Raw genomic sequence first — 26,288 nt, forward strand, 5'->3', positions numbered from 1 at the left:
ATCTGCTGGCTTCCGGATTCATGCAGAAAGGGGTGGTAGGGAGGAACAGCGAATTGTATAATGAAGGACGCAGCAAAAAAGAAAAGGAGATGACATACATGGAAGAAATGATGACGGGCATGATCAATAACATCTTTTTCATCATCTTTCCGATTGTCGTCTATCAGATGTTCGCTACAGCAGGCCAGCGAAACTTTTTCGTCAGCCACCGCGTGACCATGACCATTCTTTTCTCGATTTCCATTATATTATGCATGATGTTCCCTTATCAGTTTCTGACAGACCAATACATTTTTGATCTAAGGCAAGTACCTATGATTGTAGGGGCCTTGTATGGAGGGCCTGTAGTTTCAGGCATCTTGTTTCTGGTTTCTTCAATTGGCCGGATAATCATTGGTGGAGATGGGATGTACATTGCCATCCTGAATCAATTCGTTATTGCGGCTGGAGTGCCGTTTCTGCGTCCTCTGTATATGCGGATAAATCGCCTCGGCAAAATTGCATTAGTGTTCTGCATTTCAATTGCTTCGCTTTTGTTCAATATGTTTGCGGGCGCGTTCTTTTTTGGGGACCCACTGCATGACATTATTGGGATTTGGATGATGCTGATGCTGAATCAAGGCACCATCATTGTCTTGACGGCTTTATTGATTGAGCATATGCAACGTCAGGAATACATGTACAATGCTATGCTGAAGCATGAAAAAATGGAGACAGTCAGCCATTTTGCCGCGGCCGTTTCCCATGAATTGCGAAACCCTTTGCAGAGCATCAAAGGCTTTATCCAGTTGATGCATGAATATGAATACAGCCGTGAAAAACAACTGGAGTTTCATCAGACCATATTAGAAGAAATCATTACGGCAGAAGATCTGATCGATGATTATTTGGTCTATGCGAAACCGACCTACGGACAACTAGAGCCGATTACGGTTTCTCCAGAAGTCCATCATGTACTGAAAATCATGGCGCCTTATGCTAATGGAAAAGATGTCGTCATGCAGATGATAGAGATGGACGAACATGCAAGGATTCTGGTCGATCGGCAGAAATTCCAGCAGGCCTTGGTCAATATCATCCGAAACGGCATTGAGGCGATGCCTGAAGGAGGAACGTTGGCCGTATCCGTCAAATCGTCTCCTGCCAAAGTGTGGATCGAAGTGGCCGACGAGGGCGTCGGTATGACAAAAGAAGAAGTGAAACGCTTAGGAGAACCTTATTTTTCGAATAAAATCAAAGGAACAGGACTTGGAATGATGGTTACCTACAGCATAATCAGCCAAATGAATGGAGAAGTTCTGGTGGATTCCGAAAAAGGAAAAGGCACTGAATTCACGCTGGAATTTCCGAATATAGCATCGGTGAGCAAATAAAAAGGAGCTGTCTAGAAAGTAAGTTTTAGGTAGTAACCCTTAAAGTTAGAGTTTTATTTATGCAGCTAATCGGGTGGCATATGCCCGGTATTGCACCGGGCTCATGCCACCCAATTTTTGTTTAATACGTTCGTTGTTGTAATAGGTTATGTATTGTTCGATCCGCTGTTTTAATTCTTCGTATGATGCCAATGCTTCTCCATAATACATCTCCTGCTTCAGGAGGCCAAAGAGGTTTTCCATGGCTGCGTTATCGGCACAGGTCTCTTTTCGGGACATGCTTTGGAAGACAGTGAATCGAATGAAACACATGGAATCGTTCAAAAAAAGCTGTCCTTTTGTCATGAAAAATGACTTTTGGGACAGCCTTTTTTATTTATTTATTCATTAGCTGCCGGACAAAAGGCAGGACGGATTGTTCTTTCAGTTTGGCTTCGAACATGATGTCCGCATCGGTTCCGCGGAGCAAGGCCAGTAATTCATTAAAGTCCGTTTCGGAAACGAGATCATGATGGCGGAGATCCGTGAATCCTTCTTTTCCTGTGCTGATATGGATTTTAGGCGTACCGTAACCTTTCCAGGTCTCAAGGATTTCAGCATAGTCGACGGGATTCCCGTCATTATTGCAGTTATGGTGATGAATATCAAAGCAAATCGGTACTCCGCATATCTTATTGACATCCAGGACATCTCTCACTGTAAAAGTTTTATCGTCGTTTTCTAGACGCAAACGCTGGCGGATGCTTGGAGACAACGCCAAATAGGCTTCCGCGAATCGTTGTTTTGCCGCTTCTTTGTCTCCATAAGCTCCTCCGGTATGGAGAATGATGTCGGAGCCCCCAAGCAATTGAATCAGTTTATCGTGGTATTCGAGATCCTCAATTGATTTCCGGACCACTTCGGGCTTCGGCGAATTGAGAACCGTGTATTGTCCGGGATGAACCGATACCCTCATGGTATTTTCTTCTACAATTGTACGGATTTCATCTGTGATCGCCAGAACATCCGAATCTTCCCACCAAATCCAATCGTTTATCGGATGGGTAGAGAGTGGAACGATTGAACTGGAAGCCCGGTAAAAGAAAATATTGTGCTCCAGATTCCACCGGAGGATTTCTAAGGTAGTCTCCAGATTTTTCATGGTCAATTCTTTTATTTTTCCTGTCCCTTCCGCTTGCGCAGTTGCGACACGCAAAGTTCTGAAGATGGTTTTCAATTCAGTGTTCATACAGGCATAACCTAATCTCATCTAAATTCAACTCCTTGCTTTTCTATACCCTTCCAGCACCGATTGCATTCCTTCCTTTCGGGTATATTAATAGAAATGATTCAATAGGAGGAATTGAAATGACTGCAGAAATCACCCGCACTGAAAAAGGTTACCTTGCCACATTTGACCGGAAGCTGTCGCATGACATCGAAAAAGTTTGGCAGATGCTGACGGATAATGACAAGATTCATCAATGGTTCGCCGGATTGCAGATAGAAGAGCCAGGAAAAGGGGGACACCTCTCGTTTGATATGGGAAACGGTCATTTTGAAAAAATGTCGATTACGGATTTTGAGACGGAAAGCCAATTGGGTTTTGAGTGGGGCGAAGACCATGTCCGGTTTGAGCTTACTCCCGAAGATGGAGAAACCCACCTGCGTATGCTGGAGAGCATTCCAGCTTTAACAGACCATACACCAAGGGATTTGGCTGGCTGGCATGTTTGTTTGGATGTTCTTGAGGCACTGCTTAATAAAGAAAGTATTGAACGGACGTTGGAGTGGGAGCATTGGTATCCCGAATACAAGCGATTGGTTGACAGCATGAGTGTTTAACGAAGATTGATCGCAGCTTCTAAAGATAATACACGATGCATGAGGCAGATAGCTTTCTAAAAGCCAGCTATCTGTCTTTTATCTTTGCAATTATTGATAACCTACCAGTTTAACAAAAATATTCTTGTTAAAATAGATAAATTCCTACTGATTTATTCCTGTACTCTACCAGTTATCCTTGTTGTGTTTACTCATTGCCGCTTGTATATTTTGTTGAAGCAGTTTCATATTCCGGTGGCGGTCAATTAAAAATCCGAAAACAATGAGTTCAGTAAAATGAGGAGGTATTCAGCACATGAAAAAAAGAGGATGGGCAATTATGGCATTACTTGTGGTTTTCCTGGTAGCAGCCGGTTTTGCAGGCACAAAAGCAGCCAACGACAAGAAGTCTGCAGCAAAAGGGGAACGGCATGACATTTCTGAGATTATTCCATCTAAAGCCAAATGGGAAAAGGTGGTTACAGGAGATGGCGGGTTTATGGAAGGCATCAACTTTGACCGTGAAGGCAAGATTTGGATGGTCAGCCCCATGTCAGGAGAACTTTTGGCAGTGGAAGATGGAGAAGTCGAATTCGTTAAGGAATATCCAGGTCCGGTAGGAGCGAAGTTCCATAAAGACGGCCGCCTGTTCATTACCGATATCAGTGGAGTGATCTACGCATACGATCCGGAAACAGGGGACAGTAAAGTGGTCATCAGCACATATCAAGGAGAACCGTTAAACGGCTTGAATGACTTGGTATTTGATCAAGATGGCGGCTTGTATTTTACGGAACCCATGGGCTCAAGTGCCACCCATCCAGTCGGACGCGTCTTTTATGTTCCTGCAGACAGTACAGAACCTGAATTATTCGCTGAAAAAATCGCCTATCCGAATGGTGTCGCAATTTCAGCGGATGGATTGCGTGTCTACATATCAGAATTCGCTAAAAATAGAGTACTTGCTATTCCAGCCAAAAATGCACCACCATCACCTGAAACTCCGTTTGTTTTCGGACAGTACGAAGGAGGAATCGGTCCCGATGGTTTAGCGGTTGATGACAAAGGAAATTTGTATATCGCACATTTCCAGGCTGGTGAAATTGTCGTTCAAGATGCAAGCGGATTTAGTTATGGCACAATTCGTCTTCCGGAAAGTGCAGGAACCTTCACAACGAACCTGACATTCCAGGACGGTTATCTGTATGTCACTGAATCCTCCAAAAATGAAGTATGGCGAATTCAAGTGAAAGAAAACGGATTGCCATTGTACGGAGCGCAATAAAGAATTTCAACCAATGGGAGTTGCTAATTCTTATCAAAACCGATCAGTAGATGATTCAGAAATGCGTATAACGTAAAGCCGAATAGAAACTGCTGAACAAATTCACGAACCAGAAAAGTAAAAAAAGAAACCCGGCATCCTTTCAAAAATAAGGTTGCCGGGTTTCTGCGTATTTCAACCGAAATCTGTTACTGGGTTTTCTGCTCAATCTTGAATTCAAAAAAACTGTCTTCCTTAAATTTGCCTTTTTCGTAATTTCGTTCTGCAAAGGTAAGCGTGCCGTCATGCGAAAACAGGACTACGGTTGCAGCGCGTGTTCCGTAATCAGGTGTCTGAATGAACATAGGAGACAGCATACGTTCCAAATCCAAACCAACGCCAGTGTCTGGAAGATGCGTATCGGGTGCATGTTCCGTGTCAGATAGAATGGCGAAAAGCTCTTCCAAATCCGCTTCTTTGGATTGTGCCATATAGGAAGACAGCTTTTCCTTTCCTTTTGTCACTTTTGGCCAAGGCGTATTAAGAAAATGGTTGCTGAGTCCATGAGTTCCAGGAGGAATTTCGTAGGACTCATGCTGAATATTGTTGTAATAAAGCAAGCGGTCAGAATCGCCCAAAATAATATTGAACCCAGCGTATTGTTTTGGATCGATGGACGTTACATAATCTTTAGGAGAATCTGTACTGGCTAAAAAGTTTTTGACTACTGCGCCTCTCGATATGGCGCCTGCTTCGAGATTGGTTGGATCCCGAAAGTTTGTCAAAGCTGCAAAACGTCCATGTTTGGTAACGCCCAGCCATGTGCCCATTCCAGTCAAGTCGCGGCCAGCTAAAATATGGGGCTCGTCATCCCAGAAACGGGCAGATGCAGCGGGACGGCCGTAAAACTCGTCTCGATTTGCAGCAACAATCAGTTTGTATTTAGGGTGGTTCCGAAACTGTAGGTTGATCAGACACATAACTTATCCCCTTTGTTATTTTTATCCGCCAGTAAAGCTTCCGCTGCCCGGAAAGTGCACCAGCCTTAAAAGTCCGATTGGAACAACTTTACTCAATGGCCAGTGACTGTTGTGTAAAGTTTCTCTCATTATATACAATGAATGGGCACGTTAACAGAAAGAGGTACCGGTATTTAAAATTATTCTATCAAGAAGATGGAATGGGTAGAAACTGAAATGGACATTCATCATCTACAAAATTTATAACGCAGAATGACCTATTTTTTAAGAAAGAAATTAGTTCTAAAGTTTTAAATGGAAGTATTTTCTGCTACACTGTTAAAAGAGTTTTTACTATAGTTGGAGAGCTTAAAGAGGATCAGGAGGATGGACATAATGAGCGAAACAGCTTCATTGTCTTTTGCACAGGTATTGATGGAAGGCATTAAAGAAATGGTGTTTGTCATAAAAGTTGTTGAGGAGGATTCTTTCATTTACGAATTTTTTAATACGGCAGTGATGGAAAAAACCTCTTTGACTTCTCTTTCGATTGGCAGGACGTTTCATGAAGTTCATTCTTCAAAGCTGGCGAGTTTTTTACAGGAAAAGTATAGGGAAGCAGTCCAAAGCAGACAATGTGTCGTCTATGAAGATTCTTTCTATTCTGCTGGGAAGCAACTATTTTATTCAAAAACCCACCTGACTCCGCTTTTCGATGAGACAGGAAAATGTATTCAAGTTGTAAGTTTAGTAAAAGATGTAACAGATGAAAAAGCAACTGAATTGAAAAACAATGGAATACGTGAACGCTTGGAAGAAAATAGTGCCCGGTACAGGGCTTTATACGAAAGCAATGCAGGTGCAATTTTTACAGTGGATTTAAAAGGCGATATTACCGGTGGTAATCCGACAGCCCGACAGTTAAGCGGCTACTTGATGAAGGAGATAGTTGGAAGAAACTTTGTTGATTTTGTTTTTTCAGAAGACCGACTACTTGCACAACAGCATTTTCTGGCTGCTGTCGAGGGTGAATTTAAAGACATGCGCCTGAACTTCACTTCGAAATCTGCGGAAATTATGGGTTGTTTGATTAAATTTATTCCAATTAGTCCGAAAGGTAAAATTACTGGCTTTTATATGGTTGTCAAAGATATGACAGAATTGGATAAAGTGGCAAGCCTTTATGAAGCTGGCGAAAAGAACTTTCAGATCATTGCGGAAAACGTTCATGATGTCATTGTATTGATGGATCATCAAAAAGCTTATCTATATTTGTCTCCTTCTATTGAAAGCATATATGGCTATAAGGCAAGCCACATTATCGGCCAAAAGCCATTTTTTAATGTCCATCCCGAAGATGTGCCGGCCATAACACTGGCCTTTGATGAAGCCGCAAAGAGCGGTACCACTTATCTGTTGCAGCTTCGCCTTTTGCATAAAGACAGAGGATGGGTGTGGTCGGAACTAAACGGTACTCCTGTATATGATGAGAAAAAGCGGTTCAAGCACATGGTGATGGTTGCGCGGGATATCTCCCTGCAAAAAGAATATGAGAATCAGCTAATGCATTTTGCTTATTTCGATTCTTTGACTGAACTGCCCAATCGCCGTTATTTTCAGGAATATGCAGCAGAGCAAATGGAGATCCATGATAAAACGCAAAAAAGTTTAGCAGTGATGATCCTGGACATTGATGATTTTAAAGAAATCAACGATCAATGGGGCCATGAAATTGGTGATGCGGTTATCCAGGAATTTGGTTATCGGTTGAGCACCTGCATCCATGGAGCGAACATGGCTGCCCGTCTGGGTGGGGATGAGTTTGTGATTTTAGTAGCAAATGCAGAAGGACAGGAACAAGTGGCTAATGTGGCTGCCAGCATTTATCAAACAATGGAAAAACCTTTTAATGTGAAGGATTTATCCTTACAGGTTTCCATCAGTATGGGAATCGCCTTTTCATTGGATGAAAAAATAACAATTTCAGCCATGATGAAACGGGCGGATATGGCCATGTATAAAGCTAAAAATCAGGAAAAAAATTCATTTCAAGTAAGCCCGACATGAGCAGCCTTTGCTCATGTTTTTTTATGATGAAATAATAAAGGGTTAAATTAAGTAAAATTATTGGTAAAATTAGTAGGTGATAGACAATGTTTGAATTTTCGGAATTAAAATGAGTTTTCTTTTTCTAAGGAAAATGTTATGATTCTGTTAAATCATACATCCTACTAAAAATCCATAAATTGGTTTCTGTACTAATTAAATTTACCTTAAGAGATGATACAAACGTGCATAATTAACTATAGATTTGCTAGAGTCGGCAATGGTCAAGAAATTTATTGATTTATCTCTCTTCTATGTCCACTGGCCGTAAAAGCCCGATTGGATCAACTAACACTCAGTGGTGGAAAACTCCCACTGAGCGAAGTTTCTCTTTACCCCGCATTAACGGTCAGTAAGACTTCCGCTTTGCGAAAGGTCCACTGGCCGTAAAAGCCCGATTGGATCAACTAGCACTCAGTGGGGGAAAACTCCCACTGAGTGAAGTTTCTCTTTACCCCGCATTAACGGTCAGTAAGACTTCCGCTTTGCGAAAGGTCCACTGGCCGTAAAAGCCCGATTGGATCAACTAACACTCAGTGGTGGAAAACTCCCACTGAGTGAAGTTTCTCTTTACTGAATAACTGAGGTGAAAAAGATGAAAGAGTCCTTAATGAAAATTTTTATGGTCATCAGCCTGATCTGCATATTGGGAATCTCTTTCTTTTTTTACAGCAGTCAATATACAATCGCAGTTGACGGTGAAACAGAAACAATCCATTTGAATTCTGATGTGGATGAACTTTTATTGACGGATGAACTTCGGATTTTAAAAGACTTGGAAGGCGATTTGCGGATTGATGATCTAGTGGTGCCCCCTTACAGTTGGAAGTTTATTTCAAATGAAGAAGAAGTGCCGAATGGCGGGTTGGCAAAGGATGTGTATTGGTTGAGCTTTACGGTGAAAAGCCAGTCAGAGGATCGGGACTGGTTGCTGGAATTGGCAAATCCATCTATTGATGAAGCCATTCTTTACTCGCCGGTTCCGACGGGTGAATACACTAGTGAAAAAATTGAGAAAGGCATTTCAAGATCGACGGAAACACATCCTCATCATCATTTAATTTTTGACTTGAATTTGTCGGAGGCGGAAGCAAGTACATACTTTTTGCGTGTGGAGTCAAAAGGTGCTAAGTACATGCCATTGACGATTTGGGAACACGGTGCATTTGAAGAGCATTCCCGACAAATCACTGCATGGATCGGGCTATTCAGCGGAGTAAGCCTCATCTTTTTTTGGTGCTGTATCCAGTGGTTTCTCAAATATAGACAAAAAAACTTTCTGTATCTCCTGTTGTTGTCTATTTCATTTATTTTAGCGTCCTCAACCTGGTCCAATTTCAGTTTTGCCTACATATGGTCAAACTTGGAATGGTGGAACAGACAAACTGTCGCCGTATTGATTGGAGCAGCCAGTATTCTGTTATTGGTTGTTACGCTTGAACTGTTTGCAGAAAGACTCAAAGCCTCTCGCTATTTCACTATTATTAAAGCAATGATAGTTTTACCCTTGTCTTCAATAGTGCTTTCTTTCTTTTTCTATCCCATCGCTGCATTGCTGCTGTATGTAGTGGCTCTTCTGTCTGCCGGTGTTTCTTTTTCAATCGCTTTTTATGCTTGGAACGAAGGGGAACGATATGCCGGCCTGTATGCGATTGCTCAATCTTTTTTGGCAGTGGCTGTTTCAACGGCCTTTTTAACTGCCGCTGCGATTATTCCTTATTTGAATATCCTCCATTATGCAATTTATTTCTTTAGTGGAATGGGTCTCTTATATGCAGCAAAGGCATTGCTCGAGAAAGAACATATTGGTTTTAAAAAATTAGGGGAACTGGAGCGCCAGAAAAATGATCGGCAACAGTCAGAAGCGGAAATGCTGAAACATGCTAATAAGCAAAAAGATGAGCTGCTGGCATATACATCGGCAGGCCTGAAAATACCTCTTGAGGACAGGGATGGAATTGCGCGATCCCTTCAAGAAAAAACGGAAGGGACAAAGTCTTTTGAAACGGCGAGTCAATTGAATGAATGGGTGGCAAGTGGAGAAAATATGGCACATTTGGTCAATAGTGTTGAGGATCTTTCCAAAAAGGAGCGAGATTCTGAAACGGGGCAAGTTGAAGCAGGTATTAGGGAGCTTTCTGTTTCCAAATTGGCGGCTTCCATGTTGAAACAGCAAGAAACAAAACAGACGTTAAACATTCTTGTTATTGATTCAAAAGAGACCAATCGGTTGGCACTTTTGCAGCAATTGGGTTCAGGTGGTTACCGAGGAATTGGCGCAGAAGATGGCCAAGCTGCTTTGCGCATATTGGCAGAAAGTGCAGTCGATCTGATTGTAATGGATGGCAATTTGGATGATGTAACAAGTGACGAGTTATGCCGACAGATCCGCAGCGACTTTACATTGACGGAGTTGCCGATTTTGATGTTATCGGATGAAGTTGGACTAGGTGAGAAAAAGGATGCTTTCAAAGCGGGTGCCAACGATTTTCTGGTGAAGCCTTGTGACAAAGAAGAGTTTATGCTGCGTGTTGAGACATTGGCGAATATGCGCAGGCTGACACAGGAAATGGCCAACTTAAATCATTTTCTGGAACGCAATGTCCAGGAAAGGACAATGGCATTGGAAGTCACCAATAAAAATTTGCTGACAGTCAATGATGAAATCCAGGAAATTGAGAAATCCAGAAACGAAATGCTGTCTGCAATTTCACATGAACTGGGTACACCCATTACACTGATCCATAGCTATATCCAAGCGGTTAAGGAAAGTTTGATTGAAGAAAACAATCCGCGCTATTTGGATATGATCCATAAAAAACTATTGCTTTTGGAACGCCTGACAGAAGATCTTGTAGAACTGACGAAATACAAGTCTGGCAATATGACCTTGCGATTCGAGCAACATGAACTGCAGCCATGGACAGAGCGGCTCGTCGATTCGTTGGCATCTGATGTCATTCAAAGCGGGCGGGAATTCAAATTCCACGGCACAGAAAATCCGGATGGAATCAATCAAGCTTATCTTGCGATCGACTTGGACCGGATTGATCAGGTCATTTCCAATATTCTCTGGAATGCCGTTAAGCATACGTCTTCAGAAGAAGGGCGGATTGAGCTGTCTCTGGAGCTGCTTGCCCAAAACAATGATCATGCTTTATTGGCTGAAGAGGATTTTGATGGAGAACTGGTCATTCGGATTTCTGATAACGGGCGGGGCATCAAGAAAGAGGCATTGCCGCATATATTTGACCGGTTTTACAAAATTGATAGTTCTACGAGCTACAAGGGGAGCGGGCTTGGGCTCGCAATTGCTAAAGAAATCATTTTGGCCCATAAAGGGCAGATATGGGCGGACAGCAAAGAAGGCAAAGGGAGTGTTCTGATTATTGTATTGCCGCTGGTTCTGCATTAACGAACAGGAGGGAAACAGATGACTGCTGCTACAGTGTTGATTGTCGAGGATGATGAAGGAATACGCGAATTGATGCGATTGTTCTTGCTGAAGAAAGGGTATGGCGTCATTCAGGCTGAAAATGGTCTACAGGCTTTGGATATGCTGGAAAGCGAGAGGCCGGACCTGATTTTGCTGGACGTGGAAATGCCGGGCATGAATGGTTTGGAAGTATGTGAGAAAATCCGCTTGAAAACGACTTTGCCGATTTTGTTCGTCAGCTATCGTAAAGAGCTGGTCTATAAAATTCAGGGGTTGGAAGCGGGCGGCGACGATTACATCACCAAGCCGTTTGATTTCAACGAACTGGAAGCCCGTATACGTGCCATTCTGCGAAGAAACGGCTGGAAGAACGATGAGGAAGACGGGCTGACAATCCTGAAATATAAAGATCTGCATATTCATGTAGATGCGCGCGAATTGTATATAGAAGGGGCTCAGGTAAAGCTCTACCATAAAGAATTTCAATTGCTGCTGTTACTGGCCCAAACGCCAAACCGTGTATGGACGGCAGAGCAGTTATATGACCAGGTATGGGGCTATTATTCAGAAGGTGATGTGCAGACAGTCAAAGTCCATATCAGCAACTTGAGGAGAAAGATTGAGAAAGATCCTGCTAACCCGGTTTATATCCAGACGGTTAGAGGGTTCGGCTACAAATTCATATGGGAATGAAAAGCATTCGGCTGTTACTGGCTGAATGCTTTTTATTTTGCCGTTTAAGTGGCAGGGGCAAAGAGCGTTAATTGGTTGGCTGCAACAGTACAATGGCTTTTAAGTTATTTTATAGTCTTTTAAGCCTTATTTAAAATAGTGCCCTGTGATTAATAACCTGGTTTATTCCCTTATTTATTATTTTACTGGTTATTTATTATCTGAATTGGTTCTTAATGCCTTTATTTTTTAAAGTTTTCTCTTTTATTAGAATTTTTAGATTACTTAACTTGTTTTTAACCTTCGAGTTTTACGATGAAAATAACAAAGGATAAACCTTAGGAGGATTTGATTATGGAAAGCACATTCAATTTGAATAAATTCCTGAAAGCAATGGCAAAAAGAAAAATGTTGATCATCCTAGTGACACTGGCTTTTATTGTTATTAGTGCGGTTGCCAGTTATACCGTGATGAAACCGGTCTATCAGGCGACAACGCAGATTTTAATCAACCAAAACACAGCAAGCAGCCAGGATTTCGATAGTCTGGATATCGACACCAATCTTCAATTGATCGGAACCTATAATGTCATTATCAAAAGCCCGGCGATTCTAGCCAATGTCATCGAGGAGTTACAGTTGAAAGATACGATTTCCTCCTTAACGGAACGCATTACGGTCAATAACATCGAAAGCTCACAAGTCGTTACCTTATCAGTGGAAGATTCTTCGATGGAACAGGCTGTGTTGATTGCGAATACAACAGCACAGGTCTTCCAAAAGGAAATCCAAACGATGATGAATGTGGACAACGTCAGTGTTCTTGCTGCAGCAGAAACTGCTGCAAACCCAAAACCGATTCGCCCGGACCCTGTTTTTAACATGGCAATCGGAGCGGTGGCCGGACTGGTTTTCGGTATGGCCATCACGCTGATCCTGGATCAATTGAATACAACGGTCCGAACAGAAGAAGATATTGAAGAAATCCAGGGGCTTCAAGTTTTGGGGATTGTCAGTCCTGTAGACAGCAATTTGAAAATGGAAAAACCATTAAATCTAACAGAGAGATTGGAGAAGGATATACATGCGGGCAATGAACAAGACAAAAAGGTTAATGCCGCGAAAATTGGTGGCTCGTACTAATCCACAATCGATTACTGCTGAACAATACCGAACGATTCGGACCAATATCAATTTCTCGACACCTGGTTTGGATTCGAAAGTCATCTTGTTCACATCTGCTTCAAAAGAAGAAGGGAAATCGACAACAGCGGCAAATATGGCAATCGTATTTGCCGAAACCGGCAAAAGAGTCTTGTTGATCGATGCCGATATGCGGCGGCCGACTTTGTACCGGACGTTCCAATTAGGGAACAACACCGGCCTGTCTAATCTCTTGCTGAGAAAAGGGCAGTTGAAACATTCGGTAAAAGCGAGTGGGGTTCCAAACTTGGATTTGCTGATGAGCGGACAAATTCCGCCAAACCCGGCGGAATTGCTGGAGTCCGATGCTTTGGAGGAATTGCTGGAAGAAATGCGCGGTCAGTACGATTATATCCTTTTTGATTCACCGCCGATCCTATCAGTAACCGACTCCAAGATTTTAGCGAATAAATGCGATGGCACAGTTTTGGTAGTGAATACAGGGAAATCAGAGAAAGTCAGCGTTGAAAAAGCACGTGACTCTTTGGCTACAGCGAAAGCATTCATTCTCGGAGTTGTCCTGAACAATTATCCGCTTAACAAGGAAAACTATTATTACCATAATTACAACGACTAAGCTGTTGATCCGAAAAGAAAGGGCGAGCGTAAATGGAGATGTCCAAACACCGTGCACTTGAAATTCTTCATCGTTCACTGATCCCTTTCCTTGTTGTTTTTCGCCAATTTCGTATCTTTGTTTCGAATGGATTTGAAAGTATTGAAGAAAAGCTGGAACTGGTAGCTTTGCCGACAGCTTCACATCTGACTGGAAAAAGCGTTTTGGTTACTGGAGCAGGGGGATTTGTCGGCTCCCAAATTGCCCGTCAGCTGATTCAATATCAGCCTTCATGCATTCTGCTGCTTGGACATGGACCGCAATCCATTTATTCAGTTGAATATGAGCTAAGAAAGTTGATGGTAGGGAATATTGAAATCATACCGATTGTTCTGGATGTTCAAGATAAAAAAAAGATCTATTCCATTATTGGGCGCTACAAGCCAGACATCATCTACCATACAGATGGGCACCGGCAACTAGATATAACAGAAGACGATCCATCTATCACTCTACATGGGGCTGTCTTTGCTGCCAATAACATTGCGGAAGCTGCTAACCGTTACCAAATTAAGCGTTTTGTGATGATTTCTACTGAGTTGGCTGAAAAGCCGCGAAATCTCATGGAAGCTGAAAAACGCTTGTCTGAAATGGTTGTTGAGAGTATTTCATTGACCAGTTTGACTCGGTACATCATTGTGCGTTTGCCGGAAGATGGAATGTCTGCTAAGTCGAAGAAGCTTTATAGTCCGAGTGACACAAAAATAGCAGATGCTCAGCTGGTGCAGCGTATTCTGCAAACGGACAGCCAAGCGCCAGCATCTGATTTATACGGCTTGAAGAAGACCGATTCAAGCCCATCTAGAGGGCTTAGCCAAATTGAAATGGCCAGATTCCTGAAACAATTGAAAACAGCCACGGAGAATGAAGCGCGTCAGTTGGTCATATCTTTTCTGAAGCGTTAAACACGAAAGGGTGAAATTAATGGAGCCAGAAAAACATCACAATGAATTTCGTTTTGAAGAAGAGTTGCGTGAATTAGGTAGGGATCTGACGTTTCAAAATGACGATATGATCAAGCAGCATCCTTTTTTAAATAAGATTTATCCGTATGCACTGAATACCATCCACTTGGTCACGTATTGTGAAAACAATACAATTTCATTGTTGTCGGCTAGTCTGGAAATCGGCACGGTTGAAAGCGTCAGTGGATTTGCCGATGAAATTGGCGGCATTTCCTGCGGAGTGGACCATCAAGGGAATTTAAAGCCATATGCTTATGATCTGAATACATTGGAGAAAATTAATAAGCATCCACAAACACGTTTTGTGTTTGCGGGCAGCCAAATCCCTCATTTTGACAGGCTAAAGTCTTTTGCCATCAATTTGCATATCGACAATAAAGCCGATGACGTAATTTCTTGGAAGCTGGCCTTAAATGCTAAAGGTCAGCCAATTTTAATCACTTCTCTAAAAGAAAAAGAAAACTTGCTCTAACTGTCTAATAAACAGAACTGATGTCAGTCAGGAATAAGAAGCGAGGGAAGGGGGATAGTCGTCAGCATGTTACATAATCTGAAAATAGCTGTAGTCGGATTGGGGTATGTCGGGTTGCCTGTAGCAGCCGCCTTTAACCGGAAATATCCTGTCACTGGTTATGACATCGATGAAAAAAGAATTCAAGCACTGACCATCGGATTGGATAAAACGAATGAAATAAGCCGTGAGGAATTTTTGGACTCCACTCTTATTTTTACAGCCGATCCAGCGGATTTGAAAGATGCCGGGTTTATTATCATCGCTGTGCCCACTTCTTTCGACAGGGACAAGCTGCCCGATTTAACGGCTTTGCAGGAAGCCAGCAAATGTGTCGGGCAGCATATGAAAAAAGGAGCGGTTGTGGTTTATGAATCGACTGTGCCGCCGGGAGTGACAGAGGAAGTCTGCATTCCGATACTGGAGAAATACTCGGGCTACGAAAGCGGTAAAGAATTTTTTGTCGGTTATTCTCCGGCACGGGTTCTGGCAGGGAATAAAAAGTATAGTTTTACAAAAATGAAAAAAGTAGTGGCGGGGCAAAACGAGGAAGTAACGGAATTTTTGGCGCAAGTTTATGGCAGTGTGGTTACAGGCGGTATTTACCAGGCACCCTCAATCCGTGTGGCTGAAACTGCCAAGTTAATTGAGAATATACAGCTTGATGTCAATGTGGCATTGATGAACGAACTTGCTTTGATTTGCGGTCGCTTAAATATTGATACGCAAGAAGTGCTTGAAACTGCGGGCAGCAGAATTGGTTTTGTGAAAGCTGCTCCGGATTTGGTCGGAGGACAGGGAATCGAGTTGGCTTCCTTATACTTGGCGAACAAAGCAGAATCTGTCGGCCACAGTTCCGAAGTCATTTTATCCGGCCGCAATATCAACGAAGGCATGGGACGGTACATTGCCCAAACATTGATCAAAAAAATGATTCAGGACAATATCAGCATAGCTGATGGCCGCGTGACAATACTGGGGCTTTCATCTAAAGAAGATGTGCCCGATCTCCGCAATTCCAAAGTTGCTGATATCGTAGAGGAACTCAGGGAATACGGCATTGAAATACAAGTGGCTGACCCCTACGCTTCCACTGAAGATACAGCAAGCCATTATCAACTGGAACTCCTCACCCACCGGCAGTTGAAGCCCGCCCACGCAGTTATTTTGGCAGTTCCGCATAAACGCTATAAAGAAGCTGGTTGGAAACAGTTTGAAGGATTATTGATTGGTCAGCAAGGCATTGTCTTCGATGTCAAAAGTATACTTGATCCTAAAAAGAAACCGGAAAAAGTCCAGCTATGGCGTTTATGAAGCATTAAGTAATGGAAAAAAGCTTATGGCGTATCTAACTTCACATCAAAAACCACCTGTTGATGCAGGTGGTTTTTTGATGTGAAAAAAAGATTTTGAATCTGTCGTGGACGTTCTTTTTACAATGGGAATTTTCTGTTAAGTTCTCATTGATTTCTAATATTGGTCTCATAAGGCTCTCAGAATCAGCCTCTACAATAGAGTTTATAAAGTTAGTAATTAAACATAAGAAAAGGAGGCGGAAGGCTTGGCTATTGAGATATTCTGCAGAAAAGAACAGAAATACCTAATCAGCAGACAACAGTATGAGCGGTTGGTTGAAGAATTAGGTGAGTACATGCGGAATGACAGAAATGGAAAGGATGGAAAGTACTCAGTCAACAGCCTGTATTTTGAAAATGAAGAAAAACAGATTTACTTTGAAACGAAGAATAAACTGCAGTATCGCCAAAAGCTTCGTCTGCGGGTGTACGGAAAGACAGACCTTACTGGAACGGCTTTTTTTGAAGTAAAACAAAAGCATAATAATGTTGTCAACAAGCGCAGGCTGATTGTGCCTCTTGCAGAAGCTTATCGTTATTTGGAAAAAAGCGGCGAACAAGAATTGGATCAATTCAACGTATCCAATCCACAAGTGCTGAAAGAAATCGACTACTTCCGAAACTATTATCAATTGCGGCCAGAAATGATTGTCAGCTACGATCGCCACGCCCTGCACGGGATAGAGAACGCTGATTTGCGCCTTACCTTTGATTTTAATCTCAGATGCCGTAAAGAAAATCTGCGGCTGGAGAACGGGGGATATGGTGATTACTTTATCGATCCGAACCTGGTGGTGCTTGAAGTAAAGGTGGACCACAGTGTGCCATTATGGCTGGCTCGAATTCTGCAGCGGCTTGATTGTGAGCAGCGCAGCGCTTCAAAGTTTTGCACAAGTACAGAACTATTAGGCGATGAGAAGTTTTCATTTGAAACTGAATTCGAAAATGTAAAATAGGAGGAGTTTGATATGGCAACTATTACAGAACTATTTCATGTTAACCCGGAAACCGGTGAATCGACTATTTGGATGAGTTTAGCAGCAATGGCCATTGCATTGATTCTGAGCTTGATTATCACAACAATTTATCAGCACACTTTTAATGGAGAAAGTTATTCACAGGATTTTGTACACACAATTATTATGATGAGTGTGGTCGTTTCAGTAGTCATGAACGTAGTGAGCGGCAATGCAGGCGTTGCATTCGGATTATTTGCAGTCTTCTCCCTTATCCGTTTCCGCAGTGCTGTGACGAATGCGAAAGACATCGCATACATTTTCTTCGGCCTCTGTGTAGGAATGACGTGTGGACTGTTTCAATTCCAACTGGCTATTCTCTTGACGTTATTTGCTTCAGCAGTGTTTTATTTCTTATTTAAAACAAACTACGCAAAAGGGAGCGATACACAAATTTTGAAAGTCACAGTTCCTGAAAACTTGAATCATGAACAGCTGTTAGATGATATTCTGAAAGATAAGACGCTCGATCATCAATTGCGGCAAGTGGAAACCACCAACTTGGGGACAATGATTCTGTATACGTTTTCCATCCGCAGCAAGCCTGATACGAAAGATCATGAATTGTTGGATCAGATTCGGGAGCGCAATGCCAACTTGAAAGTCTCCTTGTCTTATCTGCAGCTAAAGGAAATGTAGGATCCAGTCCGGAGATACTGCTCCGAACTGTTTTTCTGGAGCGGGGGAAGGGTATGGAACAGTATAGAACCGAAGGAGGGCGTAGCTATGGAAATTGTGGCGAAAAGAGACTTGCTGAAAGATCGTTATGGGAATTACTATATGGTGTCTTATGCTTCCAAAAAGTCGTTGACGATTGTCAACGCCGCTATGTACCATGCATTCAATCAAATACTGAACGAAGAGCTGGTTGCCAAGGTGAAAGCGAAGTATCCAAATGATGTAGCTTGTGGGAAATATTTTGCTGACCTTGTCCATGAGCAAGTAGAAGAAATGAACAGTCCTGAGCACCCTGGAAACATTTATGACATTGAAGATGTAAAAAAAGAATATGATCTGCATATGAAACCGCTATATGACGATTCATTTCATTTATCGTAAAGCTAAATTTTGTCGACTGCCTGCCCTGAGAAAGGGCAGGTTTTTTTGCGCGAAAACAGGTGGTTTAAGGTTGAGAAGAGAAAAGGCTTTGCGAATAATAGATTTATGGCATGAATAAGGCAGGAGTGGAGAAAATCATCAAAATGGCTAAGTGCTTTTCTAATATAGGGTATTGGAAATCCACATAGTTGCTGCTATTGGAGTGTTGGCGCTTACAATGAGATGAGAAAACTATTGAGATAGGAAAAGTGGCTTTATTGCTTTATCCGCCTAAAGTCTGAAAAATAAATGAATTGTCCGAAAACTCTTTCAATTATTCAAATACTCTTTATAATAAACAATTATGAACAAAGGGAGATGAGGCACATGTCTAAACTGAAAAACGACTCGTTGCAATTGCATCGGACGCATCAAGGGAAATTGGAGATTCGGTCAAAAGTGGCAGTGGAAAACGAAAGGGACCTGAGCCTCGCCTATTCTCCAGGAGTTGCTGAACCTTGTCGGGAGATCGCGGCAGATCCAGCAAAAGTTCATGACTATACCATGAAAAGCAATATGGTCGCAGTGGTTACAGACGGCACAGCTGTTCTGGGACTTGGCAATATAGGGCCGCTTGCAGCATTGCCTGTCATGGAAGGGAAAGCTATATTGTTCAAAGAGTTTGCCGGTGTGGACGCATTTCCGATCTGTCTGGATACAACAGATGCAGAAACCATCATCCAGACAGTGAAGTTGCTTGAACCAGGTTTCGGCGGCGTCAATCTTGAAGATATTTCAGCCCCTACTTGTTTTGTAGTGGAAGAGCGCTTGAAAAAGGAAATGGGCATTCCTGTGTTTCATGATGATCAGCACGGTACCGCGATCGTCACCTTGGCTGGCTTGATCAATGCATTGAAATTGGTCGGCAAAGACGTTCCGGAAACCCGGATTGTGGTGAACGGTGCAGGAGCGGCTGGAATTGCGATCGTGAAATTGCTGAGCAAATTCGGTTTCGGGCATGTAATCATGTGCGACACAAAAGGTGCCATTTTTAAAGGGCGCAAAAACGGCATGAATCCATTTAAAGAAGAAGTGGCTGAAATGAGCAATTATGAACGCAAGGAAGGTTTATTGGCAGATGTGATTCAAGGAGCGGACGTTTTTATCGGTGTTTCTGCAGAAGGCGCATTGACTCAAGAAATGGTGGAAACCATGAACAATGATGCCATCATCTTTGCAATGGCCAACCCTAATCCTGAAATCCTTCCGCATTTGGCTAAACAGGCTGGAGCAAGAGTTGTTGGAACAGGACGCTCCGACTTCCCAAACCAGGTCAATAATGTCTTAGCCTTCCCTGGGCTCTTTAGAGGGGCGTTGGATGTTTTGGCTACGGATATCAATGATGCAATGAAAATCGCTGCTGTAGAAGCGATAGCCGGCTTATTGGAGACACACGAGCTGCATGAAGAGTATGTCATACCGAAACCATTTGATTTGCGTGTGGCTTCAGCGGTTGCAGCCGCGGTTGCTAAAGCGGCAATCGAAACAGGCGTTGCCCGGAAAACAATTGAAACGGATGATCTGCAGCAAAAGACAGCAAGCTTATCGGCAGCCGGAGAATAATACACTATATAATAGAAGAAACTCATTCGCTTTTATTCCAGCGAATGAGTTTTTTTGTATGGAATTTGGCTGAACGACTACAAATTCATTTGAACGTTCACAACCCGTAACGCGCCTATTAGAAGACAGAAAACAGCCCTTTGCCGCGCGGCAAAGGGCTGCTCCATAAGGATCTTATCCGAAAATCTCTTCAGATACTTCCACGATGTATTTCAATTTGTCCCATTGCTGTTGTTCTGTCAATTCGTTGCCGTGGTGTGTAGAAGCGAAACCGCATTGCGGGCTGATGCACAATTGCTCAAGCGGCACAAACTCGGCAGCCTCTGCAACGCGGGCTTTGATGGATTCTTTGTCTTCCAGTTCGCCGTTCTTTGAGGTAAAGACGCCCAGAACGACTTTTGCGCCACCGGCAGGAATGTGTTCAAGCGGCTTAAAGGAGCCGGAACGGTCATCGTCGTATTCGAGAAAGAATCCGTCCACGTTTTCATTTGCGAAAATTGTCGGAGCAATCAAAGCATAGCTGCCTTCAAAAGCCCACTTCGATTTGTAATTTCCGCGGCATAGGTGAGTCGTCACTGTCAGATCTTCAGGTTTTCCTTCCAACGCTCCATTGGTTACGCGCAATGCCAGGTCAATCAAGTAATCGCGGGAGTGGTCACCTTCACTGAAAGGGATTTCCGGTGAAGAAAGGCCGGCAATATAAACGTCGTCAATTTGCAGGTAACGGACACCTGCTTTGTAGAAGGCCTGAAACGCATCTCGGTAAACTTGAATGATGGCTTGTGCGTATTCTTCAATGTCCGGATAAATTGCAGCATTGCGAATTCCCGCATTAAAGAATTGGTTGGGGCTCGGAATCGTTAATTTTGGAACAGCTCTGCCGTCAACAATGTCTTTCAATTCAAGGAAATCCTGGATGAACGGGTGATCAGGATCAAATGAAATCTCCCCGATATTCCGGACATCATAGCGCTCTGTTTCTTCACCGGCAAACTGGTAACCCGATTCCGGCACATAGCCTTCAAAGCCATTGATATGTTCCATGAAATCCAGATGCCACCAAGTACGTCTAAACTCGCCGTCTGTAACGGCTTTTAATCCGACTTCGATTTGTTTCTCGACAATATGTTGGATTTCTTTTGTTTCGATTTCTCGAAGCTCTTGTGCCGAAATCGTTCCGGCTTTGAAATCTTCTCTTGCTGTATGTAAGGAAGCCGGACGCAGCAGGCTTCCTACGTGATCGGCCTTGAATGGGGCAGTAATCGTTTGAGTCGTTGTCATGTCTGTATTCCTTCTTTCTCTAATAGAATTTTTTCAGTTAGCAATGCTTAACCCGTTGCGGCGTGCTACTTGAGCCAATGCTTGGCTAAGATCCTGTACCAAATCATCCGGATGTTCCAAGCCGACGGAATAGCGCAGCAAGCCATCAGTGATTCCGCGTTTTTCACGTTCCTCTGCAGGCATAGAGCCGTGTGACATCGTTGCAGGGTACGATAAAATCGACTCGACAGCGCCAAGGCTGACGGCAAACACCGGAATCCGCAGATGTTCCACAAAAACGCGTGCGGATTTTTTATCAGCTAGGCGGAAAGAGAGCACAGCTCCCGCGCTTTTTGCCTGGCGTTCGTGAATCGGATTGCCCGGATGGAATGAAAACCCTGGGTAGTATACTTCTTCGATCAATGGATGGTTGTGCAGGTATTCGGCAATTGTCCGTGCTGATTCCGATGACTGGCCAAGGCGTGCTCCTAAAGTTTTGATTCCTTGGATCAACAGGTAAGAATCCTGTGCCCCCAAGACCGAACCGAAGGTATTTTGAATAAAACCTAGGCGATTGCCGAGTTCTTCATCTTTTGTAACCGCAAGGCCTGCAACCACATCGCTGTGCCCGGAAAGGAATTTTGTTGCGCTGTGAAGAACGATGTCTGCGCCAAGTTCCAACGGATTTTGATAGAGCGGCGTCATGAAGGTATTGTCGACGAATGTCAGACAGCCATTGGCTTTCGCCAGTTTTGCTGCGATTTCGATATCCGTAATATTCATAGTCGGATTGGATGGTGTTTCCAAGTAGACGACTTTTGTATTCGGCTGAATGGCATTAGCCATTTCATTCAAATCGGTCATGTTGACGAATGTGTATTCGATATTGAATTTATCCAGCACTTCTGTGATGAAGCGGTAAGTTCCGCCGTAGACATCTTCTGATACCAGGACATGGTCGCCAGAAGACAAGAGCATAAATGCGGAAGAGATAGCAGCCATCCCGGAAGAAAAGGCAAAGCCGCGCTTGCCGCCTTCCAATTTTGCGATGGTTTCCTCTAATGCCAGACGTGTCGGATTCCCGGAACGGCTGTAATCAAATGGGCCAAATGAATCCAGGCTTTTCTGATGGAATGTGGAAGATAAATAAATCGGTACGTTGACAGCTCCGGTTAATGGGTCAACTCCGGTAGAATGAATAAACTTGGTTTCGATGCGATCAGTCATATTCAACAACCTCCTTCTTCAATTTCGAAAATGCCTGTGTCAAATCGGCAATTAAATCTTCAGCGAGTTCGACGCCAACTGAGAAGCGCAATAGCCGGTTGCAAACGCCGCGCCGGGTACGTTCTTCAAATGGAATATCTGCATGGGTTTGGGTAGCCGGATAAGTGATGAAGCTTTCGACGCCGCCTAAACTCTCGGCAAATGTAATGAGTTTAATGTTTTCAAGAAAAGGGCCAACCCATTCTTCGTCCTGCAGGCGGAAGGATAACATGCCACCTTTTCCGGGGTAGAGCACATCAGAAACAACTGATTGCTGCAACAGGAATTCCGCAATGGTTTTGGCATTGGCTTCATGTTGGCGCATGCGTAATGGCAAAGTCTTCAATCCGCGTATCAACAACCAGGAATCGAAAGGCGACAGTACGGCGCCGACCGAGTTATGGAATGTTGAAAGCCTTTCACAAATGCTTTCGCCTTTTGCGACAACCAAACCAGCGAGTACATCGTTGTGGCCGCCGATGTACTTCGTGGCGCTGTGGATGACTATATCCGCTCCGAGTGCAATCGGCTGCTGGAGATAGGGGGTCAAGAACGTGTTGTCGACAATCAGCAGCAGGTCATGCTTTTTCGCTAAAGCTGCATAGGCAACAAGATCAATTTCCTGCATGAGTGGATTGGTCGGCGTTTCAATGAACAATGCCCGTGTATTCGATGTTATTTTTTCTTCTGTATCTTCAACGTTCTTAAATTCGGCATAGGTGGGATGAATGTTATAGGCGGAAGTAAAGTGGTCAAGCAGGCGGTATGTTCCACCATATATATCTTCCGGAACCAACAATTCGTCGCCAGGACGGAAGAGGGACAAGACCAATTGGATAGCCGCCATTCCCGAGCTGCAGGCAAATCCGGCATCGGCGCCTTCGAGTTCCGCAAAGCCTTCTTCAAGGACAGCGCGTGTCGGGTTTTTGGTTCGTGTGTAATCATAGCCCGTCGATTTGCCAAGTCCTTCATGTTCATAAGCCGTCGATAAATATATGGGCGGATTCACAGCTCCTGTAGTTGAATCGCTGCGATTGCCTAATTGAACCAATAAAGTTTCCAAGCTGTTTTTTGTCATTCCACTCATCCTCCCAACAATAAAACAGGGGCTTTTCTTCAATGAAAGAAGAAAGCCCCTGTCTAGAAACGCATTCTTCTCATCTTTTAGGCGCAGCCTATTGGAATTAGCACCGTGTCTTCGTCAGACTGGTTGCTGAGACTTCACAGGGCCAAATCCCTCCGTCTCTCTAGATAAGAAATATCTTATTAAGTTTATGTTGTATCTATTACGATGTTTCTAATCTTAAATCATTTAACCATGGAAAGCAAGGGTGAATTTTAAATAGTTAAAATAGAAAGAAAACAGTAAGCGGAAATAGTAGATAGAGCCTTGTACATCCATGTCAGATCGGATGTCGCATCAGTAAGTAGAATAATTTGCTTCCAGTTAAAGAATCAGGGCTCATCACTACAGAACCGCGGTATTCTTTTAATTCGCATATCGAAGTGTTATAATTTATGGAGGAAATTTTGTGTATAAAGGAGAAAGCAAATGTATATTGTCACTTCGACGGTGGTTGTTCCGCCTGAAAAAACCGAGGAAGTTATCGGGATTTACCAAAAGCGTTCACGCCGCGTCGATCGGGCGGAAGGCTTTCATTTATTTAGATTGATCCAAAACACCAAAAAGAAAAATGAATTGACGGTCCATATGGAATGGCATACGAAAGCATCTTATATGGCGTGGGTGAGAAGCCAGGAATTCAAGGAGATCCATGATCTCGAGAAAAATTACCCGGACCAGGAATTAGCGGGAATTATCCCTGTTGTTCGGCAGTACGAAGTGGTGGCAGAATGAAGAACGACGTAAAAAATAAAATTGCTTCTGAAACGGCAAAAAGCATATATGCTGCATACCCGACACTTTGGGAGCGTTTTGGAGAGCGCGGTTTTGAGCATACAGAAAAAGATAACCATCACCACTTGGATCATTTGGAGACTGCGTTTTCCCTCAAGGATGAACAGGTATTTATTGAGTACGCCATTTGGTTGGAAACTGTTTTGACAAGCCGGAATGTTGAAAGAGCCTTAATCATCGATAATTTTGAGCGCTTACTGCAGATCCTTCCGGGGAATACAGAACAAGAGGAAGAAGTCTTTATGTCAGGTTGTTTGCAAAGTGCCATTGCGGTGTTGAAACATTCATAGAGTAAAGGAGGCTGACATGAATAATCAATCTAAAAAGTTGGCCGAGTTATTTTTGGCCGGCAATGAAAAGCAGGCTTTGTATACAGTTCAAGCCTATTTGCAAAACCATACAAAAAATGAGCTTTACCAGCATATATTGACGCCTGCCATGTATTGGATAGGGGAATTATGGGAAAAGAATATCATTACAGTGGCAGATGAGCATTTAGCAACAGCTATTTGCGATTATGTAGTGTCAGTGACAGAAATGCGTAAAGGGGAACAAACTCCTGAGCAAAAGAAAGTGATGGTCCTCGGACCTGAAGGGGAAGACCATTATATCGGCTTGAAAATGGTGGCTTCGTTATTCAAAGAAAACGGTTGGGAAGTTCGATACCTCGGACCGAATTTGCCGCTCGGTGCCGCCATCGAAACAGCTAACCGCTGGAAACCGGATGCCATCGCATTGTCAGCGGCTTTGGTATACCGTCTGCCTGTATTGAAGAAATACACAGAAGCTTTCAGAGCGCTTGATTTCAAACCATCAGTCATCCTTGGAGGACGGGCGGTGGCCATGGCGAATTGGCCAGCTTCAGAATCTGAAGGCGTCTTGATTGTAAAAGAGTTGGATCAGCTGAAAAATTGGATCCAAACCGGAAAGGAACCTGACAATGAATTCGATATCTCATTTGGATGAATGGCCGCTGCCTGCTTTTAAATTGAATAATAAACTGGCAATCGTGGAGTCATCTGAAGAGGCAGAGAAATTAGTCGGCAGCTGTTCCGATTTTCTAGATTTTGTCGATGAAGGAAGCCGGCAAAAAGCATTAAGTTTTTTGCTGAGCAGTGAATCGGCGAAACCACTTGAGTTGAATTTCATTTCAAAAACCGGCGAACTGTTCCTTGGAGATGTCTACAGCAAATGGATCAGTGATTTTAGTTTGAACATCGTCCTTGTGCCGAAAGATAACCGGCTCATGGAGATCACCAACCAGTTGTTGAGCCTTCGCCGGCGCCTGCAGGAAACCGACTATGACCTGCTTCTTGAAAAGGAACGGACGGAGGAGCTGCTTCAACAGGTTCGGGAGTTGTCTGCCCCTTGTATCGACCTCGGCAAAAAGCACGTGCTGATTCCGCTATTCGGCGATTTGGACCCCCACAAGATTGAAGTGATCCGTTTTCATATCCTGAATCAAGTTTATGAAAATGGCGCCGAAACCGTCATCATGGATTTGACTGCTATGGAGAAGTTGGAACAGGATGGCGCCGATTATTTGAAGTCGTTAATGCAGACCTTTAAAGTGATGGGCATTGAGGGCATCATCACCGGAATCAACCCACAGCATGCCCAACAGCTCCATCATCTCCAAACGGGGCTGGACCTGCATTTTGTTTCTTCTTTGCAGATGGTCTTGGCTTCACGAAATTTACTTATATAGAATATGTTGTGAAAAGCGAAGCGGATAGCTTCGTTTTTTTGTTCCTAAAAATTAACGTTTCAGCTTTTTTTGCGCCCAGCTCTTTGGGTCATAAGCCAACCCGATGTCCAGTTGCAGCGCCTAGCTCTTCGGGATGTAAGCCACTCTGGCTGTGCGGCTGAAAACACGCCGCTTCGCCAATGCGCCTTATGCCTGT

General features: G+C 43.4%; 24 protein-coding genes, 1 pseudogene and 1 riboswitch. Of the genes and pseudogenes, 19 read left to right on the forward strand and 6 right to left on the reverse strand.

Going from position 1 to position 26,288, the window contains the following annotated elements; translation table 11 throughout:
• Window positions 1-53 precede the first annotated feature (53 nt).
• Window positions 54-1,373, forward strand: coding sequence for a sensor histidine kinase (locus tag IRE19_RS02540; RefSeq protein WP_238943036.1), 1,320 nt, complete (start codon window positions 54-56; stop codon window positions 1,371-1,373).
• Between the two features lie 57 nt (window positions 1,374-1,430).
• Here the strand turns inward: IRE19_RS02540 and IRE19_RS02545 are convergent.
• Both IRE19_RS02545 and uvsE read right to left on the reverse strand, forming a co-directional pair.
• A pseudogene (locus IRE19_RS02545) lies at window positions 1,431-1,664 on the reverse strand (IS3 family transposase); the annotation flags it as partial.
• A gap of 85 nt (window positions 1,665-1,749) precedes the next feature.
• A complete protein-coding gene (uvsE, locus tag IRE19_RS02550; protein WP_203339232.1) occupies window positions 1,750-2,622 on the reverse strand; it encodes a UV DNA damage repair endonuclease UvsE in 873 nt (290 codons plus the stop codon).
• A 98-nt stretch (window positions 2,623-2,720) separates the two neighbouring features.
• Between uvsE and IRE19_RS02555 the strand changes: the two genes are divergently transcribed.
• Both IRE19_RS02555 and IRE19_RS02560 read left to right on the forward strand, forming a co-directional pair.
• The gene (locus IRE19_RS02555; RefSeq protein ID WP_203339233.1) at window positions 2,721-3,197 is read left to right on the forward strand and encodes an SRPBCC family protein; all 477 of its coding nucleotides are present in this window, start codon (window positions 2,721-2,723) and stop codon (window positions 3,195-3,197) included.
• A 295-nt stretch (window positions 3,198-3,492) separates the two neighbouring features.
• Window positions 3,493-4,461, forward strand: a complete 969-nt coding sequence (locus IRE19_RS02560) for an SMP-30/gluconolactonase/LRE family protein (RefSeq protein ID WP_203339234.1) — start codon at window positions 3,493-3,495, stop codon at window positions 4,459-4,461.
• A 188-nt stretch (window positions 4,462-4,649) separates the two neighbouring features.
• On the opposite strand, the gene IRE19_RS02565 is transcribed toward IRE19_RS02560, so the two are convergent.
• Window positions 4,650-5,420 carry an NRDE family protein gene (locus IRE19_RS02565; protein WP_203339235.1) on the reverse strand — a complete coding sequence of 257 codons (771 nt, stop codon included), beginning with the start codon at window positions 5,418-5,420 and terminating at the stop codon, window positions 4,650-4,652.
• 414 nt (window positions 5,421-5,834) lie between these two features.
• On the opposite strand from IRE19_RS02565, the gene IRE19_RS02570 reads away from it, so the two are divergent.
• The 12 genes from IRE19_RS02570 (at window position 5,835) to IRE19_RS02625 (ending at window position 19,940) form a co-directional block, all read left to right on the forward strand.
• Window positions 5,835-7,466, forward strand: coding sequence for a sensor domain-containing protein (locus IRE19_RS02570; RefSeq protein ID WP_238943037.1), 1,632 nt, complete (start codon window positions 5,835-5,837; stop codon window positions 7,464-7,466).
• A gap of 649 nt (window positions 7,467-8,115) precedes the next feature.
• Window positions 8,116-10,920, forward strand: coding sequence for an ATP-binding protein (locus IRE19_RS02575; protein WP_238943038.1), 2,805 nt, complete (start codon window positions 8,116-8,118; stop codon window positions 10,918-10,920).
• 18 nt (window positions 10,921-10,938) lie between these two features.
• Window positions 10,939-11,634 carry a response regulator transcription factor gene (locus IRE19_RS02580; RefSeq protein ID WP_191713768.1) on the forward strand — a complete coding sequence of 232 codons (696 nt, stop codon included), beginning with the start codon at window positions 10,939-10,941 and terminating at the stop codon, window positions 11,632-11,634.
• A 333-nt stretch (window positions 11,635-11,967) separates the two neighbouring features.
• Window positions 11,968-12,756, forward strand: a complete 789-nt coding sequence (locus IRE19_RS02585) for a YveK family protein (RefSeq protein ID WP_203339237.1) — start codon at window positions 11,968-11,970, stop codon at window positions 12,754-12,756.
• Window positions 12,698-13,393: a CpsD/CapB family tyrosine-protein kinase gene (locus IRE19_RS02590; protein ID WP_191713770.1), complete on the forward strand. Its 696-nt coding sequence runs from the start codon at window positions 12,698-12,700 to the stop codon at window positions 13,391-13,393. The genes IRE19_RS02585 and IRE19_RS02590 overlap by 59 nt, the downstream gene beginning before the upstream one ends.
• A 32-nt stretch (window positions 13,394-13,425) precedes the next feature.
• Window positions 13,426-14,337, forward strand: coding sequence for a polysaccharide biosynthesis protein (locus IRE19_RS02595; protein WP_203339238.1), 912 nt, complete (start codon window positions 13,426-13,428; stop codon window positions 14,335-14,337).
• A 19-nt stretch (window positions 14,338-14,356) separates the two neighbouring features.
• The gene (locus IRE19_RS02600; RefSeq protein WP_203339239.1) at window positions 14,357-14,869 is read left to right on the forward strand and encodes a sugar-transfer associated ATP-grasp domain-containing protein; all 513 of its coding nucleotides are present in this window, start codon (window positions 14,357-14,359) and stop codon (window positions 14,867-14,869) included.
• A 66-nt stretch (window positions 14,870-14,935) separates the two neighbouring features.
• Window positions 14,936-16,222: a nucleotide sugar dehydrogenase gene (locus tag IRE19_RS02605; RefSeq protein ID WP_203339240.1), complete on the forward strand. Its 1,287-nt coding sequence runs from the start codon at window positions 14,936-14,938 to the stop codon at window positions 16,220-16,222.
• 247 nt (window positions 16,223-16,469) lie between these two features.
• Entirely contained in the window at window positions 16,470-17,219 is a 750-nt protein-coding gene (locus IRE19_RS02610; RefSeq protein ID WP_203339241.1) for a polyphosphate polymerase domain-containing protein, read from the forward strand.
• Window positions 17,220-17,231: 12 nt separating this feature from the next.
• The gene (locus IRE19_RS02615) at window positions 17,232-17,918 is read left to right on the forward strand and encodes a DUF4956 domain-containing protein (RefSeq protein WP_203339242.1); all 687 of its coding nucleotides are present in this window, start codon (window positions 17,232-17,234) and stop codon (window positions 17,916-17,918) included.
• A gap of 87 nt (window positions 17,919-18,005) precedes the next feature.
• A complete protein-coding gene (locus tag IRE19_RS02620; protein ID WP_203339243.1) occupies window positions 18,006-18,338 on the forward strand; it encodes a hypothetical protein in 333 nt (110 codons plus the stop codon).
• A 366-nt stretch (window positions 18,339-18,704) separates the two neighbouring features.
• Window positions 18,705-19,940 carry an NAD(P)-dependent malic enzyme gene (locus IRE19_RS02625; RefSeq protein ID WP_203339244.1) on the forward strand — a complete coding sequence of 412 codons (1,236 nt, stop codon included), beginning with the start codon at window positions 18,705-18,707 and terminating at the stop codon, window positions 19,938-19,940.
• 174 nt (window positions 19,941-20,114) lie between these two features.
• Here IRE19_RS02625 and IRE19_RS02630 read toward each other — a convergent pair whose 3' ends face one another.
• The 3 genes from IRE19_RS02630 to IRE19_RS02640 are packed head-to-tail and all read right to left on the reverse strand — an operon-like array spanning window position 20,115 to window position 23,544.
• On the reverse strand, window positions 20,115-21,221 hold the full coding sequence (locus tag IRE19_RS02630) for a 5-methyltetrahydropteroyltriglutamate--homocysteine S-methyltransferase (RefSeq protein ID WP_203339245.1): 1,107 nt from the start codon (window positions 21,219-21,221) through the stop codon (window positions 20,115-20,117).
• 33 nt (window positions 21,222-21,254) lie between these two features.
• Entirely contained in the window at window positions 21,255-22,427 is a 1,173-nt protein-coding gene (gene metC, locus IRE19_RS02635; RefSeq protein ID WP_191713779.1) for a cystathionine beta-lyase, read from the reverse strand.
• A complete protein-coding gene (locus tag IRE19_RS02640) occupies window positions 22,420-23,544 on the reverse strand; it encodes a methionine biosynthesis PLP-dependent protein (protein WP_203339246.1) in 1,125 nt (374 codons plus the stop codon). Before IRE19_RS02640 ends, metC begins: the two co-directional genes overlap by 8 nt.
• A 76-nt stretch (window positions 23,545-23,620) precedes the next feature.
• Window positions 23,621-23,724, reverse strand: a riboswitch (SAM riboswitch).
• A 294-nt stretch (window positions 23,725-24,018) separates the two neighbouring features.
• Here IRE19_RS02640 and IRE19_RS02645 point away from each other — a divergent pair.
• The 4 genes from IRE19_RS02645 to IRE19_RS02660 are packed head-to-tail and all read left to right on the forward strand — an operon-like array spanning window position 24,019 to window position 26,092.
• Complete coding sequence (locus IRE19_RS02645; protein WP_191713781.1) at window positions 24,019-24,324, forward strand: antibiotic biosynthesis monooxygenase family protein; 306 nt, start codon at window positions 24,019-24,021, stop codon at window positions 24,322-24,324.
• Window positions 24,321-24,674 carry a hypothetical protein gene (locus tag IRE19_RS02650; RefSeq protein ID WP_203339247.1) on the forward strand — a complete coding sequence of 118 codons (354 nt, stop codon included), beginning with the start codon at window positions 24,321-24,323 and terminating at the stop codon, window positions 24,672-24,674. The genes IRE19_RS02645 and IRE19_RS02650 overlap by 4 nt, the downstream gene beginning before the upstream one ends.
• A 16-nt stretch (window positions 24,675-24,690) precedes the next feature.
• A complete protein-coding gene (locus IRE19_RS02655; protein ID WP_203339248.1) occupies window positions 24,691-25,350 on the forward strand; it encodes a cobalamin B12-binding domain-containing protein in 660 nt (219 codons plus the stop codon).
• A complete protein-coding gene (locus tag IRE19_RS02660; protein WP_203339249.1) occupies window positions 25,325-26,092 on the forward strand; it encodes an STAS domain-containing protein in 768 nt (255 codons plus the stop codon). The genes IRE19_RS02655 and IRE19_RS02660 overlap by 26 nt, the downstream gene beginning before the upstream one ends.
• The last annotated feature ends 196 nt before the right edge of the window (window positions 26,093-26,288 follow it).

The sequence above is a fragment of the Planococcus beijingensis genome, assembly GCF_016820615.1.
GTDB classification, from domain to species: domain Bacteria; phylum Bacillota; class Bacilli; order Bacillales_A; family Planococcaceae; genus Planococcus; species Planococcus notacanthi.